General features: G+C 67.0%; 16 protein-coding genes and 1 pseudogene. 8 read left to right on the top strand and 9 right to left on the bottom strand.

Annotation, left to right across the window (positions count from 1 at the left end):
• Nucleotides 1–84: 84 nt before the first annotated feature.
• The gene (locus tag ABZW96_RS29585; protein WP_355078909.1) at nucleotides 85–1,053 is read right to left on the bottom strand and encodes a LysR family transcriptional regulator; all 969 of its coding nucleotides are present in this window, start codon (nucleotides 1,051–1,053) and stop codon (nucleotides 85–87) included.
• A 75-nt stretch (nucleotides 1,054–1,128) separates the two neighbouring features.
• On the opposite strand from ABZW96_RS29585, the gene ABZW96_RS29580 reads away from it, so the two are divergent.
• Nucleotides 1,129–2,676 (top strand): MFS transporter, encoded by a 1,548-nt coding sequence (locus tag ABZW96_RS29580; protein WP_355078907.1) that lies wholly within the window; start codon nucleotides 1,129–1,131, stop codon nucleotides 2,674–2,676.
• An 84-nt stretch (nucleotides 2,677–2,760) separates the two neighbouring features.
• Here the strand turns inward: ABZW96_RS29580 and ABZW96_RS29575 are convergent, their stop codons facing one another.
• Nucleotides 2,761–3,051 (bottom strand): hypothetical protein, encoded by a 291-nt coding sequence (locus ABZW96_RS29575; RefSeq protein WP_355078905.1) that lies wholly within the window; start codon nucleotides 3,049–3,051, stop codon nucleotides 2,761–2,763.
• Nucleotides 3,052–3,215: 164 nt separating this feature from the next.
• On the opposite strand from ABZW96_RS29575, the gene ABZW96_RS29570 reads away from it, so the two are divergent.
• On the top strand, nucleotides 3,216–4,115 hold the full coding sequence (locus ABZW96_RS29570) for an SDR family oxidoreductase (RefSeq protein WP_355078903.1): 900 nt from the start codon (nucleotides 3,216–3,218) through the stop codon (nucleotides 4,113–4,115).
• Between the two features lie 446 nt (nucleotides 4,116–4,561).
• On the opposite strand, the gene ABZW96_RS29565 is transcribed toward ABZW96_RS29570, so the two are convergent.
• Nucleotides 4,562–5,020: a hypothetical protein gene (locus tag ABZW96_RS29565; protein ID WP_355078902.1), complete on the bottom strand. Its 459-nt coding sequence runs from the start codon at nucleotides 5,018–5,020 to the stop codon at nucleotides 4,562–4,564.
• 310 nt (nucleotides 5,021–5,330) lie between these two features.
• Nucleotides 5,331–5,549, bottom strand: coding sequence for a hypothetical protein (locus ABZW96_RS29560; RefSeq protein WP_355078900.1), 219 nt, complete (start codon nucleotides 5,547–5,549; stop codon nucleotides 5,331–5,333).
• A 57-nt stretch (nucleotides 5,550–5,606) separates the two neighbouring features.
• Here ABZW96_RS29560 and ABZW96_RS29555 point away from each other — a divergent pair, with 57 nt between their 5' ends.
• Together ABZW96_RS29555 and ABZW96_RS29550 are read left to right on the top strand one after the other, a co-directional pair.
• Entirely contained in the window at nucleotides 5,607–6,263 is a 657-nt protein-coding gene (locus ABZW96_RS29555; protein WP_355078898.1) for a hypothetical protein, read from the top strand.
• A gap of 211 nt (nucleotides 6,264–6,474) precedes the next feature.
• Nucleotides 6,475–6,648, top strand: a pseudogene (locus ABZW96_RS29550) (NAD-dependent epimerase/dehydratase family protein); the annotation flags it as partial.
• 14 nt (nucleotides 6,649–6,662) lie between these two features.
• Here ABZW96_RS29550 and ABZW96_RS29545 read toward each other — a convergent pair.
• Nucleotides 6,663–7,427, bottom strand: a complete 765-nt coding sequence (locus ABZW96_RS29545) for a metalloregulator ArsR/SmtB family transcription factor (RefSeq protein WP_355078897.1) — start codon at nucleotides 7,425–7,427, stop codon at nucleotides 6,663–6,665.
• Between the two features lie 63 nt (nucleotides 7,428–7,490).
• On the opposite strand from ABZW96_RS29545, the gene ABZW96_RS29540 reads away from it, so the two are divergent.
• Together ABZW96_RS29540 and ABZW96_RS29535 are read left to right on the top strand one after the other, a co-directional pair.
• The gene (locus tag ABZW96_RS29540) at nucleotides 7,491–7,964 is read left to right on the top strand and encodes an SRPBCC domain-containing protein (protein ID WP_355078896.1); all 474 of its coding nucleotides are present in this window, start codon (nucleotides 7,491–7,493) and stop codon (nucleotides 7,962–7,964) included.
• A gap of 185 nt (nucleotides 7,965–8,149) precedes the next feature.
• Nucleotides 8,150–8,584: a pyridoxamine 5'-phosphate oxidase family protein gene (locus ABZW96_RS29535; RefSeq protein WP_355078895.1), complete on the top strand. Its 435-nt coding sequence runs from the start codon at nucleotides 8,150–8,152 to the stop codon at nucleotides 8,582–8,584.
• Nucleotides 8,585–8,699: 115 nt separating this feature from the next.
• On the opposite strand, the gene ABZW96_RS29530 is transcribed toward ABZW96_RS29535, so the two are convergent.
• Together ABZW96_RS29530 and ABZW96_RS29525 are read right to left on the bottom strand one after the other, a co-directional pair.
• The gene (locus tag ABZW96_RS29530) at nucleotides 8,700–9,068 is read right to left on the bottom strand and encodes a hypothetical protein (protein ID WP_355078894.1); all 369 of its coding nucleotides are present in this window, start codon (nucleotides 9,066–9,068) and stop codon (nucleotides 8,700–8,702) included.
• Nucleotides 9,068–9,409: a hypothetical protein gene (locus tag ABZW96_RS29525; protein WP_355078893.1), complete on the bottom strand. Its 342-nt coding sequence runs from the start codon at nucleotides 9,407–9,409 to the stop codon at nucleotides 9,068–9,070. Before ABZW96_RS29525 ends, ABZW96_RS29530 begins: the two co-directional genes overlap by 1 nt.
• Before the next feature lie 188 nt (nucleotides 9,410–9,597).
• Between ABZW96_RS29525 and ABZW96_RS29520 the strand changes: the two genes are divergently transcribed.
• A complete protein-coding gene (locus ABZW96_RS29520) occupies nucleotides 9,598–10,263 on the top strand; it encodes a helix-turn-helix transcriptional regulator (RefSeq protein ID WP_355078892.1) in 666 nt (221 codons plus the stop codon).
• An 81-nt stretch (nucleotides 10,264–10,344) separates the two neighbouring features.
• Nucleotides 10,345–10,821, top strand: a complete 477-nt coding sequence (locus ABZW96_RS29515; protein ID WP_355078891.1) for a hypothetical protein — start codon at nucleotides 10,345–10,347, stop codon at nucleotides 10,819–10,821.
• A gap of 336 nt (nucleotides 10,822–11,157) precedes the next feature.
• Here the strand turns inward: ABZW96_RS29515 and ABZW96_RS29510 are convergent, their stop codons facing one another.
• A complete protein-coding gene (locus ABZW96_RS29510; protein WP_355078890.1) occupies nucleotides 11,158–11,571 on the bottom strand; it encodes an NUDIX domain-containing protein in 414 nt (137 codons plus the stop codon).
• A gap of 228 nt (nucleotides 11,572–11,799) precedes the next feature.
• Entirely contained in the window at nucleotides 11,800–12,945 is a 1,146-nt protein-coding gene (locus ABZW96_RS29505) for an epoxide hydrolase family protein (protein ID WP_355078889.1), read from the bottom strand.
• Nucleotides 12,946–12,978 lie beyond the last annotated feature (33 nt).

Raw genomic sequence — 12,978 nt, 5'->3', positions numbered from 1 at the left:
TCGACCGATGCTCTCACCTCGTCGGCGTTGCATCGGGGATACCAGAGTGTCAGCCGGAGCCCTGCGCCGCCGGTTGCCGGACCTTCACGCGCCTGTCCCGGGCCGGCCGCCACGCTCGGCGGTGCGAGCGGATACCGCGGGCTTCTCGGCGCGTGGCGCGCTGAGTGCGTCGCGGATCGTCTCGCGTAGCCAGCGCTGGGCCGGGTCGGCGTCGAGCCGGGCGTGCCAGAGCAGTCGCACTTCGACTTCCGGCAGGTCCGTGGGAAGGGGAAACCAGCGAATGCCCAGGGTTCGGCCGTACTGTTCGGCGAGGCGTTGCGGGACGAGGCCGACGTAGCGGCTCGCGGAGACCAGCAGCGCCGCGACGGCGAAGGACGGAACGACGGCGGCGACGTGGCGGTGCAGACCCGCGGCGTCGAGCGCGTCGTCGAGTGGGCCGCGCGCGCGTCCACGACGCGAGGCCGAAACGTGGGGATACTGGCACAGTTGCCGCAAGCTCGGGCGGCGGCGCCTGCCCAGCGGGCTGTCGGCGCGGACGATGCCGACCATCCGTTCCCGGTACAGCAGCGTTGTCCGGATGTCGGGAGCCGCGATGTCGCCCACACCGATGTCGAGATCGACCGAGCCGTCGCGGAGCGCCTCGGCGCTCTCGCTGCCTTCGGTGACGAAACGCAGGACCACGCCGGGGGCCACGGTGGCCGTGGCTTCCACCGCCGCCGTCGCCAGGGTCACCGCGAGGCCGTCGTTGATGCGGATCGTGAAGGTGCGCTCGAGCTCGCCGATCGCGACCTCGCGGTCGGCGCTGATCAGCGCGGACGCCTCGTCGAGCAGTGACCGCACCCGCGGCGCGGTGCGCAGCGCGAACGGTGTGGCAGCCATGCCTCGCCCGGCCCGCACCAGGATCGGGTCGTTCATCGCCCGGCGCAACCGGCCCAGCGCCCGGCTGGTCGCCGGGATGGACAGGTGCAGGCGTTCGGAAGCCGCCGTGACGCTGCCTTCCTGGAGCAGCGCGTCGAATACACGCAAGAGGTTCAGATCGAGCTGCTCGGGCATAGTTGCATGGTACGCAAAATAAAATTGTGAAAGTTGCGTGGCATGCAGAGATGCGCGGTAAATACCGTCGAGGGCATGCCATTCAAAGTCTTGGTCCGGGATCGTGCGCCGTCACGAGACCCGATGTCTCCTGCCGCCGCGCGGCGCGGCCTGCTCGCGCTCATGTGCGCCTGCGTCGTGCTCGTCGTCGGGATAGTCGCCGCGATCAATCTCGCCGTCCCGATGCTCGCCTCGAGCGCGTTGCGTCCCTCCGCGTCGACGTTGGTCTGGATCGTCGATACCTATGTCATCGTCTTCGCGTGTTTCGTGATACCGGGCGGTGCCGCCGGGGATCGCTTCGGGCGCAAGGGAGTACTGCTCACGGGGTTGGCGCTGTTCGCGGTGGGCGCGCTGCTGTCGGCGACCGCGCCGAACGTGGCCCTGCTCCTGGCGGGCCGTGCGATCACAGGGCTGGGCGCCGCCGCGGTGCTGCCCAACACGCTTTCCGTCCTGCTGCACGCCGTCCCCACCGAACGCAAAGGCGCGACGATCGCCACCTGGGCCTCGATGACGGGCATCGGCGGAGTCGTCGGCAACGTCGGCGGAGGGACGATCCTGGCGGGCGGATCGTGGCGCTGGTTGTTCGCCGCCGCCGTGCCGATCGCCCTGATCCTCTGCCTGCTCGTCGGGCGCGTCGCGCCGGTGTCGCCGCGCCATGACCGCCGCCTGGACCCGGTCGGTGCGGTGCTGCTCGTCGGTGCGTCGATCGCGCTGCTACTCGGCATCGCCCAGGGGCCGGAAGCGGGGTGGGACAGCGCGATCGTCATCGCCGGATTCGTCTGCGCCGCAGTGCTGTTCACCGTGTGGACGTTCGTCGAACTGAATGTCGAACACCCGCTGCTGGATCCGCGATTGTTCCGTGTACCGGGCCTGCGCAGCGCTTGCCTCGGCATGACGACGGTCTTCTTCGGCATGTTCGCGCTGTTCTATGTCAACGCGTCGTTCCTGCAGTACGGCAAGGGATTCGGCGTGCTGGAGACCGGGCTCGGCATCGTGCCGCTGACCGTCCCGATCATCCTCGCCGCGCGCCACGTCGGCCGCCTCGCACAGCGCATCGGTCTCGACACCACCATCGCGCTCGCGTTCGCGTTCGTCGGCTGCGGACTGCTCGGGCTGTCCACCAGCGGCACGCAGACGCCCTACACCGAGTACGCGGCGTGGCTCGTCGTTACCGGAATAGGTGTAGCGCTTGCCCTTCCGACACTCTCCGCAGCCATCGCCGGTTCGCTGCCGCCGGAGCAGGCGGGGGTCGGAGCCGGATTGCAGGCCACCACCCGCGAGTTCGGCAGCGCCTTGGGTGTCGCCGTCATCGGCACCGTGCTCACCGCGCGCTTCGCCGCCGCGCTGCCATCGGACATCCGCGCCGCACACGATCCGCACACCGTGGCACAGGCACTCGCCGCCACCGCGCCCGATCGCACCGCCGACATCGTCGCGGCGTTCGTCTCGGGCACGGACGCCGGACTTCGGGTGGTCGGTGTGAGCGTGCTCGTCCTCGGCGGGCTCGTCGTGCTCCAGTCGCTGATGTCCCGGCGTGGCGGGTCCCGGTCGTCGTCGCCCGATACCGCAGCTCACACGATGTGACACGCACGGTCGATCACACCACGGCTGCCGAAACCACTCAGGTGAAGGCTTGCGCGCGCCCGGTCGCTGTCATCGTTTCGCCGATCAGTGGACGATACTCGCGCTCCGTACGACATACCGAATGCGGTCGGTGTTGTGCGCCTCTGCGCTGAGGTCGATGACCGTCGCCTCACCGACGCGCTCGACCAACTCCACGCCGATCTCGACCGGTACCGGATAGACCGAATCCGGCCCGAGATCATCTGATCCGCCGAAGATCGGCAGCTTGTCGATCAACGTGTGCGTGACGCCGTCGACGTCGGTGAACTCGACCGCGATAACGCCCGGCTGAGTGTCCGACACCCATCGAACGGCTTTCCCCCGAATAGTTGCCATTTCTCGAGCATGCCAGCGATTCGGTGCACGAGCCCGAACGCGCAGGCCTCCATGTTGCGGCCGAGCCGAACGGCCTCGCCCCCGACCACCGGTCGCTCGCTGATGGCCACCGAAAGATCAAGTCCGCGACTGTCGATCGCGGACCTGCACGAAGGAGTATCGACATGCACGTTTTCGTCACCGGAGCGACCGGATGGATCGGCTCGTCGGTCGTCGACCAGTTACTGGACGCCGGTCACGAGGTCACCGGACTCGCCCGCTCGGACGCCTCCGCAGCCGCGCTCGAACGGAAAGGAGCCCGGCCCCGGCGGGGCGACCTCGACGATCTCGACAGCCTCCGCGCCGGTTCGGCGGACGCCGACGCCGTCGTCCATCTGGCAAACAAGCACGATTTCGCTGACCCGGCCATGACCAACCAGACCGAGCGCGACGCCGTGCTGACCATCGGCGAGGCCCTCGCGGGCTCGCACCGCCCGTTCGTGCTCGCCTCCGCCCTTGCCCTACTCGCCCCCGGCCGTCTGGCCACCGAGCAGGACCGGTCCCCGGCCCACGGCGCCGGCTCACTACGCGGCGGCAGTGAGAATCTGGCGCTGGAATTCGTGGAGCGCGGCGTCGGGACGATCGTCGTGCGTTTCGCGCCCACCGTGCACGGCGACGGTGACCACCGCGGATTCATCACCGGTTTGGTGGCGACCGCTCGCGCCAAGGGAGTCTCGGCATACCTCGGCGACGGAACCAACCGCTGGGCGGCGATCCACCGCAGCGACGCGGGCCGCATCGTGCAACTCGCCCTGGACAAGCACGCGCCTGCGGGCACAGTCCTGCACGCCGCGGCCGAGACCGGCATCCCGACCCGCGACATCGCCGAGGCCATCGGACGCGAACTCGACCTGCCCGTCGTCTCGGTCCCGACCGACCGCGGCGACGAGCATTTCGGCTGGCTGAGCCGGTTCTTCGGAGCGGACATGGCCGCGAGCAGCGACGCGACCCGCGCGCTGCTCGGCTGGTCCCCCAGCGGGCCCGGACTGTTCGAGGACCTCGACAGCGACTGCTATTACCGCTGAGGAGGGGTTGCATCTCCGCGCGGTCGCAGAAGGGCAGGCGGTCATCAACCCGCCTGCCCTTCTACTTGCGTTCGCGGATCGGCCGACCTCGGACCTGGTGAAGCCGACTGGGATTCAAGGCCGAAACGGATCCGAACGGCGGGGATATTTGGATGGACGCATCCGGCCGGTGATCCGTAACGTTTCGACCGCCGCGCATTTCCATGAGCATTCGTCCGCGTCACACTCTCGATGAACCTGCATGAGCGTGTGGGCGTCGTCGGGGCTGAATTCGGGCCCGTCCATCGGCTCCGCCGCGGGCCAGCCCAACGGCGGCCAGCCGTGCAGACACAGTTGTTCGTGGCTCACGCGTTCGGCGATGTGATAGACGCTCGGTCCGTGCGACGGCCTTCGCCACGCTGCACCGACGGCAGCTGGGTCGGCTTGATGAGCTCCTGGCCGCATGGTCACGCCGACCGCCACGGCAGGAGCCGACGAACCGCCTTTCGTCCCGAGGTGATGTGCGGGGGTTTCGACATCAGGGAATCCTTGCCCCGAATACACCACCCGAACGCCACCCACCGGTCGTCGTCATCGGTGATCACATACTCTTCGGCGCCCCCGAGAATGATCGCCTCGACCGCCGCGGCCGCCTGGGACGGCTTGTCCTCGAATTGGATTTCGTAGTCGGCGATGGCGCGGACGCACCAGCCCGTTTCGATGCGCACCGCGGCGTCGCCCATATCCACCAGTTTGATGTGTGGATTGACCCCACGCGCTTGGGCTTCCATGGACGAGGATCCGCTGGAGAGCACCAGGGTGCCGGGATTCGAAAACGTCTGGATGGCGTAACGCTCGGCGATGGCAAACACCTCCGAGCAGAACATCTCCCATTCCGTCCCACTCATCCCGGCCTCCCAGCCCATTCGCGATCTTGCCCCGCCTCGACACTACTTACCGCACGAATTCACCACCGTGTCCTTTCATCCGCCTTCCGCCATCGCCCGACCCCGCCCCAGCACATCGGGAAACCGCCGCAGATGCGTACCCCCGTTGAGATTGATTGCCGCCCCACTCATCCAGGCTGCCTTGTCCAACGACAGGAACACCGCGACATCCGCGATCTCCGCCGCGCGCCTGCTACGCCCCAGCGGAGTGTTCTCGAGCTACTCCTCCTCGTCGCCACGCATGGCGTAGGCAGGCGGTGACAACCGCCTGCCTATGACTTCCAGCCGATCAACCGAGCGCGCTGAAGAACTCGCGGATGTCGCCGATCAGTAGGTCCGGCACCTCGAGGGCCGGGAAATGGCCGCCGGAGTAGAACTCCGACCAGTGGGTGATGTTGTGGGTTCGTTCGGCGAAGCGGCGGATGGCGTAGTCGCCGTCCTTGAACACCACGACGCCGGTCGGCCGTGCGATCACCGGAGTCGGCGCCGCCGCCGTGCTGCCCAACACCCTTTCGGTCCTGCTGCACGCCGTCCCCGCCGAACGCAAGGGGGCAAGGGTTTCGGCGTGCTGCGCACCGGGCTGGGCATCGTGCCGCTGACCGTCCCGATCATCCTCGGCGCACGACACGCCGGACGCGTCTCGGGACGCATCGGCCTCGACGCGACCATCGCGCTGGCCTTCGCGTTCGTCGGCTGCGGACTGCTCGGACTGTCCACCAGCGGCACACAGACGTCCTACATCGCGTACGCGGCATGGCTCGTAGTCACCGGAACCGGTGTGGCACTGGCACTTCCGACGCTGTCCGGCGCCATCGCCGGTGCGCTGCCGCCGGAACAGGCCGGAGTCGGAGCGGGACTGCAAGCCACCACCAGGGAATTCGGCAGCGCCTTGGGCGTCGCCGTCATCGGCACGGTGCTCACCGCACGGTTCGCCGCCGCCCTGCCGCCGGACATCCGCGCCCGGCCATTCTCCGCACACCGTGGCCGAAGCCCTCGCCTCGACTGCCCCCGATCGCGCCACCGAAGTGATAACGGCGTTCGTCTCGGGCGCGGACGCCGGACTCCGCGCGATCGGCGTGACCGTAGTCGTCCTCGGCGGGCTGGTGGTGCTGCAGTCTGCGCTGTCCCGGCGGAGGGGGCCCGTCGCCGGTTGATCAGCGGACGATATCGACATATCGGGTGCGGTAGTCCGACAACCATCGAACAGCTTTCCCCCAAATAGCCGCCATCAGCTCAATATGCGGGCCGATTCAGCGCTCTGCCCAGTGCGCTGCGCAACCACCGGTCGCCGTGTCAGCACCCGCAGCCGACCAGCGGATACCGCTGCACGGGTTACGGGCGTCCGCCTACATCACAGACCGCTGGTTGCCGCTCTGCTCACCGCCGGATCGAATCAGCGAAGTAGTCGCGGACCTACACGAAGGAGTATCAGCATGGAAATCTTTGTCACCGGAGCGACCGGATGGATCGGTTCTGCCGTCGTCGACCAGTTGCTGGACGCTGGTCACGAGGTCACCGGGCTCGCCCGTTCGGGTGCATCGGCCGCCGCGCTCGAGCGGAAAGGAGCCCGGGCGAGGCGCGGCGACCTCGATGATCTCGACAGCATCACTCGGTAGCCGAATCAGCTTGTGGCCGAGTTGATGACGTGAGCGAGGGTGTCCAGCAGCTGATTCCAGCCGAAGCGGATGCCGGCCATGGCCGGTTCCGAGCCCGAGGTCGGGTCGGACACGTCGATTTGTAGGTCGACGCGGGTGCCGCCGGTGACGCTGGTCAACTCGAGGAGATGGTCGGCCCGGAACAACGGGGTCCCGTTGCCGTCCAGTGGTGACAACTCGAACCGGAGCCGTTCGGGCGGAACGACTTCGAGGTAGCGCCCGGCGCTGGAATACAGCGCACCGTCGCCCTCGCGGAGCACGATCGACAGGGCGCCCCCGACGACCGGCCGCAGGACACAGTCGGCGACCTCGAAATGCGCTGGGTGCCACCACCGGCGCGCCAGATCGGGCGAGGTCCACCACTCCCACACGGTCGCCGGCGGCGCCGACAGCGTCCGATGGAATTCGTGGGCCGACAACGGCTCGGCGGCGATTGCCACCCGGTATTCCGCGAGCCCCGACTCCGAGGGATGGTCGGCCTCGAATCCCGCCAGCCACTGTCGCAACTCACGCAGCGGACGCCGGCGCAGGGCGTAGATGCGGCGCTGCCCGAGCGGTTCCATTACCACCAGGCCCGCGCGCTGGAGCGCCTGGAGATGTTTGGTCGTCTGCGGTTGTCTCAGGCCGAGTGCGGTAGCGATCTCGCCGACCGGACGCGGCGCGGCGTTCAGCAACTCCACGATCCGCATGCGGTTCGGTTCGGCCAGAGCGGCGAATAGTGCGGGGTCCATTGACCAAGCATGCCTCCTCAGATATATTCCTTTCAAGGAATACTTCTGAACCAGGAGCACGACATGTCCGAGCAGATCCGCATCGAACGCGACTACCCCGCCACCGCCCAGGCGATCTGGGAACTGTGGACCACCCCGGCGGGCATCGAGAAGTGGTGGGCGCCCGACGGTTTCACCGTCCGCGTCGATCAGCTCGACCTGCGCCCTGGCGGCGAACTGGTCTACACGATGACCGCGACCGCCCCCGAGCAGATCGAATTCATGCGATCCGCGGGCATGCCACTGTCGACCGAGTCCCGCAAGACATTCACCGAGATCGACGGCCCCGACCGGCTCGCCTACACCTCCCTGGCCGACTTCATCCCCGGCGTCGAGCTGTACGAATTCCTCACCACCGTCGAGCTCGAGCCGACCGACGCGGGCGTCCGCGTGGTCATGACCGTCGACGCCATGCACGACGACGTCTGGACTCAGCGCCTCACCCAGGGACGGGAGAACGAGCTCGCCAACCTCGCCGCCATCGTCTCCGGCGGCTAGTTGCGGACCGAACCGGGACCAGCAACGCAGCAGCTTCGACGCGGCCTTCAACGCACCACGTCGACTGATCAGTGGGCTCACAAGAACGTATCGGGCGCGGGCGGTGTGATGGGCTCGGACTGACATCGATCACCGTCGCCTCGAGCCATACCGCAGTCCAGCCCTGCCTCGGGCAGCATGAACCTATGGTGCGAGCACTACGGGATGCCGAGATCACCGAACTGTTGGACGCGGATGTCGTCGCGCGGTTGGCGACCATCGACCCGGATGGCTATCCGCATGTCACGCCGATATGGTTCTTTTGGGTCGCGGGCGCCTTCTACCTCACCAGCTACGCCAACCGGCCCCACCTCGAGCGAATCCGAGCCAACCCACGCGTCGGCTTGGTCATCGACGTCGAGGACGAACTTCGTGCCGACGGCGAACGACCGAACCGGCAAGTGCGCGTCATCGGCGACGCCACACTCAGCGTCGACGCCAGTGGTTCTTGGACTCAACGCATCCGAAGGAAATACGTCGATCACACCATCGCTCCAGCCGCCGCTCGACGGTATCCGGTCCGCGAGCGAGTCCTGATTACGGTGCTTCCACGCGATATCACCGCTGTCGCGAGCGTCTGACCCTCCGAGTACGGGGCCGGTGATGCTGTTGCTCCGCGATGCCGAGGCAATTTACGGCCCGTCGTGACGACGGGCCGGTAGTTCACGGAGCACGCGACGGTTGCCGACCGGCGGGTCAATGGCGGTCTGGTCGACGCGGATACTTGGAAGGACGCATCCGGCCCGCGAGCCGCAGAGCGTCGACCGCCGCGCATTTCCACGAGCGTTCGTTCGCATCGCATTCCAGATGCACCTGCATGAGCGCGTGCGCATCGCCGGGAGCGAATTCCGGGCAGTCTCTCGGCTCTACCGCAGGCCAACCCAATGGCGGCCAGCCCAGCAGGCACAGTTGCTCATGGCCCACGCGTTCGGCGATGTGATAGACGCTCGGACCACGCAACGGCTTCCGCCACCATCGGCTCGCCGCGAAGAAGACAGTCAGCAGCACCGCGACCGCCGCCGCCCCCAGCATCAGCGCTGTGCCGAACTCGGACCAGCCGGACATCAAACGACCACCCCGCTATCCGACGATCCGAACGGCGGCCACCGGTGCCCGCGCTCCCACATCTGTTCGGGCGCAACGACAATCAGCGCCACCTCCTCTGTGAGCGCACGCCTGGCAGTCCAGATGTGCTCCCGAGTCGGAGCGATCACGGCCGAAGCGCCCACCCGGCGGATCGCCTGTACGAGCAGCAGCGTCGGCATCAGCACATCGCGATCCACGACCAGCACTTCCGGTTCGGGATAGCCCTTTCGTTCGGCTAGCGCCCGAATCGCGCGCTCCTCCTCGACGTGGTCCTTGCCGGACTGATCCAGCCGGATGTAGCCCAGCGCGATTTCCACCATGTCCCACCCTTATCCGTCGATGTGGTGTGGCACCCGGCGCCGGGGATCCCGTGGCCCCTGGGAACGCAATTACTACTGAGACAAGGGATGTGCTCACCCGGCGCCGAGGCCGGAACAGACTGTGACCGACGAACAAGACAGCGAATCGGCAAAAGATTTGTCACCCTGGGGGTAAGGAAGTCTGTGGAATGGAATCCGTGATGACGATGACCCAGGAGTCCGGTGTCGGCGACAAAGTACGTGTCGCGAGGAAGCTAGCGGGATGGAGCCAGGAGAGACTCGCGCGGGAAGCGAACTTCTCGGCGAGCTTGGTCCGCAAGGTCGAACGCGGCCGCGCGCCCGCGTCTCCGGCTTTCGTCGCGGCCTGCGCCCGCGCGCTCAGGGTGAACCTCGCCGACCTCCTAGAGCAGCCCTACCCGCGCCAGACTCGCGACGAACAGCAAGTGCATGCCGGAGTACCCGAGATCCGCCGTGAACTGGCCGCGTACAAGATCGAGCCGGACGGTGCGATGAACGCACGGCCCGAACGCGAGCTCGCCGCTGACGTCGCGAGGGCGTCCGCGATGCGTCACTCCGTCAACCTCGGCGATCTCGGCACACTCCTACCCGGCCTGCTCGCGGACCTCCGCCTCGCATGGCACAGCGCGAGCGGAGCGAAGCGCGAGCGCCTCTTCGGGCTCCTCGCCGAAGTGTTCGCCGCGACCGGGCAACTCGTGTACAAACTCGGCTACATCGACCTTTCCTCGCTGTGCGTCGAGCGGTACGAATGGGCAGCCGCGCAATCCGGTGATCAACTGGCCGTCCTCGCGGGCGATTATCAGCGTGCGGGCGAGCTGATCGGCACGGCCGAATAATCGACCGCCCTGCGCTTTCTCGAATCCAGTCGCGCCACCATCGAATCCGAGATCAGCGGCAACGATCCGACTGTCCTCAGCATGTGGGGCAATCTGCACCTGAAATCCGGTCTCGCCGCAGCTCGCGCGGGGCGGCGCGATGTAGCCGACGAACACCTCGCCGAAGCGCGAGAAACTGCCCGCCGCCTCGGTGGCGACCGGGACGACTACCGGCTCTGCTTCGGCGTCACGAATGTCGGCATCTGGTCGGTCGGGCTGGCCGTCGAGATGATGGATGGCACCGAAGCGGTGAAACGCGCCGAGCACGTGCGTCTCCCGGCCACGACGCCCCGGGAGCGCGCGGGCCACCATTACATCGACCTGGCCCGCGGATTCCTGCTCCACGGCGATCGGACGAAAGCCCTTACCTCGTTGCGCAAAGCCAAGGAGATCGCGCCGACGCAGACCCGCTACCACCCCATGGTGCACGAGACCATCCGCGTCCTCGCCCGCGACGACGCACGCAGCAACGAGAGTGTGCGGGGTTTCGCCGCTTGGTGCGGAATCGATCGCGGCTGATCCGTTTCGGCCGTCGAGCGACTCGTGGTCGCTTGCAGCTGATCAATTTTCGCGACCTCGGTCACGACGCGCGGACGGCTCAGTTTGCGAAACAATCCTTGAAGATGTCGGAAGGGTACACCCGCGGACGTGCGTTCAATCTTTGCCTGCTGGCATCCGCCCTCGTCGATGGCGATCCACACGAAGCTGTCCGACTCGGTACTGAAGCGCTCGAACTCGTCAGTGGGTTGCGATCCCAACGCACAATTGCTTACCTGCGTGATTTGTGCAGTCGCCTTTCTACACACGCGGCGCTGCCCGATGTCGCAGAGTTCCGACAGCAGGTCAGGACGATCGCTAGGCGGGCAGACTGATTGCTCGGTACACCGCGACCACCGTTGCGGCGCCCACGATCTCGCCCCGCCCGATCATCCGTTCCGCTTCCTCGAGTGCAATCCAGCGGATCTCCTCGGCCTCGTTGATGTCCGGCTGGGTGTCGGTCGAGCACGCCCCACGGGCCAGGTAGATCTCCTGCGGTTGATCCAGCGTGCCGATAGCCGGTTGATAGGTGACCAGATGCTCCATGGTGTTCGGACGCCAGCCGGTCTCCTCTTCGGCCTCCCGTGCCGCGGCGGTCGCTACGTCCTCGGCACCGTCGACGTAACCGCCCGGAAGTTCCCATACCCAACGATCGATGATGAAGCGATGCCGGTACATCAGTAGTGCCTCGCGCTTGTCGTTCAGTACCAACGTCATCGCGCATCGCGGCATGCGCGCAACGTATTGCGTGAACTTCACTCCGTCAGGTAGCTCCACATCCACGGTCGACAATCTGATATGGCGATTCTCGTCCACGAGACGCTCGCCGCGGATAGTCCACTGAGTGCGGTTCACCTGCTCGACGTTATCTCAGTCCGGCGGGCCGCCGACGAGCATCGGTGGTCGTGGCATGACCTCAGGCAGGCGGCGACGACCGCCTGCCCAACGACTCCATTCCAATCAGCCGAGCGACCGGAAGAACTCGCGGATGTCGCCGATCAGCAGCTCCGGCACCTCGAGTGCGGGGAAATGCCCGCCGGAGTAGAACTCCGACCAGTGGGTGATGTTGTGGGTGCGTTCGGCGAAGCGGCGGATGGCGTAGTCGCCGTCCTTGAAGACCGCGACGCCGGTGGGTACGGTGCCCTTCGGTTTCGGGGCGAACATGGTGGCGTCGTGGAAGCGTTCGTAGTACAGGTTCGCGACGCTGCGGGCGGTGTCGGTCAACCAGTAGATGCTCACGGTGGTGAGCAGGCGGTCGATATCGACGGCTTGTTCGGGCAGGTCGTTGGCGCTGTCGGTCCACTCGCGGTATTTCTCCGCGATCCAGCCGAGCAGCCCGGCCGGGGAGTCGGCGAGTAACTGGGCGATAGTGTCTGGGCGAGAACCTTGCAGGTTCATGTAGGCCGAGCCGTCGTCCTGGAATTTCTTCATCGCGGCGAGCCGTGCCTTTTCCGCGTCGGTGAGGGCGGCAAGGTCGGCGGGGTCGCCGGTCGGGAAGGTGACCAGTGCGTTGACGTGCACACCGAGCACGTGGTCGGTGTCGATCCGCGCCAGGGCCGGGGCGATGAACGCGCCATGGTCGCCGCCCTGCACGCCGTAGCGGTCGTAGCCGAGGCGAGCCATGAGTTCGGCGAGCGCCGCCGCGATCCGGCCGTCGTTCCAGCCCGTCTCGGTGAGCGGGCCGGAGAAACCGTGGCCGGGCAGCGACGGAATGACCAGGTGGAACGCGGGCGCGTCCGAGTCCGGGTCGGTGAGCGGGCCGATCACGTCGCGGAAGTCGGCCACCGAACTGGGCCAGCCGTGCAGCAACAGCAACGGTGTGGCGTCCTCCCGCGCCGAGCGCACGTGCAGGAAGTGGACGTTCTGGCCGTCGATGGTGGTGGTGAACTGCGGGTAGGCGTTCAGCTCCGACTCGGCCGCACGCCAGTCGAATTTCTCGGCCCAGTACCCGGCCAGCTCCTTCAGGTACGCCGTCGGCACACCGCGCTCCCAGCCGGCGCCGGGCAGCTCATCGATCCAACGGGTACGCGCCAGCCGCAGCCGAAGCTCGTCCAGGTCGGCCTGCGGAATATCGATACGGAAGGGGCGGATCTCGATGTTCGTCATGCCATTGATATTTCGCGTAACGAGATGGCCGCC

This window comes from Nocardia sp. NPDC004168 (assembly GCF_040610355.1).
Classification (GTDB): Bacteria; Actinomycetota; Actinomycetes; order Mycobacteriales; family Mycobacteriaceae; genus Nocardia; species Nocardia sichangensis.
Note: the sequence above shows the minus strand (reverse complement) of the source record. Positions and strands in the feature narration are given on the sequence as shown.